The 1,670-nt window shown below is 68.7% G+C and carries 1 protein-coding gene; it reads left to right on the plus strand.

Annotated elements, in window-relative coordinates; translation table 11 throughout:
• Positions 1-1,670: amino acid adenylation domain-containing protein (locus tag KVT45_RS54900; RefSeq protein WP_217562609.1), on the plus strand; the 1,670-nt coding region annotated here is incomplete at both ends.

Genomic DNA, 1,670 nt, shown 5'->3' on the forward strand with positions numbered 1-1,670 from the left:
GATGAGCTGAATCCGGTGCGGTCGGCGGCGCGTAATCCGCTGTTCCAGGTCATGCTGGCGCTCCAGAACGTGCCGGAACCGCGCTGGGAGCTGGAAGGTCTGACAGTCGAGCAGGCCCCGCCGGCGGAGGATCTTGCGGCTCGGTTCGATCTCTCCCTATCGCTGAGCGAACGTCACTCTGATGACGGCTCTGCGGATGGCCTGCGTGGCGGCATCCTGTTCGCTGCGGACCTGTTTGACGAGGGGACGGTTCGGCGGCTGGCGGACCGGTTGGTGCGGGTGCTGGAGCATGTGGCGGCCGACCCGGAGCTGCGGCTGGGCGCCGTCGAGGTCTTGGACGAGGCTGAGCGGACCGCGGTCGTGGCCGAGTGGAACGCGACGGACCAGGACGTGGATGCGTCGACGGTGGTGGAGCGGTTCCGTGAGTGGGCGGTGCTCACGCCGACGGCGGTGGCGCTTCGCTCGGGCGACCGCTCGTTGACCTATGCGGAGGTGGATGCGCGTTCGGATGCGATCGCGCGTGGGTTGGTGGGGCGTGGTGTGGGTCGGGAGTCGCGGGTGGGGCTGTGTCTGCCGCGTGGGGTCGAGATGGTGGTGGCGATCCTGGCGGTGTGGAAGGCGGGTGGTGCGTACGTACCGCTGGACCCGGAGTATCCGTCCGAGCGGCTGGCGTACATGGTCGCCGACAGCGGCGCCGAGACGGTGCTGGTCTCGGACGAGACCGTCGGCCGCCTGCCGGAGGACGTCTTCACTGTCCGTCTCGATGAACTGGACGGCCAGACGGGCGACTTGCCGGACGTTGGCGCCGGGCAGCTGGCCTATGTGATCTACACGTCGGGTTCGACGGGGCGTCCGAAGGGTGTCGCCGTGGCCCACGTGTCCGTGGCGAACCTGGCCACCGCCATGCGCCCTGTCCTGGGTGCGGCACCGGGTGTGACGGCCTTGCAGTTCGCGTCGTTCAGCTTCGACGCATCTGTCTTGGACGTGGCGGTGACGCTGGCTGCGGGTGGCACGTTGGCGATCGCGTCGGCGGACGAGCGGCTGGATCCCTCAGCGCTGGCCGGAATGCTGGAAGCTTCCGGTGTCGAGGTCGCCAGTGTGGTGCCGTCGTTGCTGGGGGTGCTGGAGCCGGGGGACGTTTCCGGGATCGGGAACTGGGTGCTGGGTGCGGAGCGGCTGGAGGCCGGTCTGGCGGCGAAGTGGCGTGCGGGTGCCCGGGTGTGGAACACCTACGGCCCCACCGAGGACACGGTCATCACCACTGCGGTTCTCTTGGAGGAGGGCATTACGGGTGAGGATGTTGCGCCGGCGATCGGTCGCCCGCTTCCCAACGTCCGTACCTACGTGCTGGATGCCTATCTGCGGCCGGTCCCCGCAGGTGTCACAGGTGAGCTGTATGTCGCGGGGGATGGTCTGGCGCGCGGGTATGTCAACCGGCCGGACCTGACGGCGGAGCGGTTTGTGGCGTGCCCGTTCGGTGAGGGTGGGCGGATGTACCGCACCGGCGACCTGGCTCGATGGCTGCCCGACGGCAGCGGTCAACTGGCGTTTGTGGGGCGTGCGGATGAGCAGGTGAAGATCCGTGGGTTCCGTGTCGAGCTGGGTGAGGTCGAGGCTGTCCTTGCTGCTCATTCGGGGGTTGAGCAGGCGGTGGCGTTGGTGCGGGAGGG

The sequence above is a fragment of the Streptomyces sp. GbtcB6 genome (genome assembly GCF_019091475.1).
GTDB lineage: Bacteria > Actinomycetota > Actinomycetes > Streptomycetales > Streptomycetaceae > Streptomyces > Streptomyces hyaluromycini.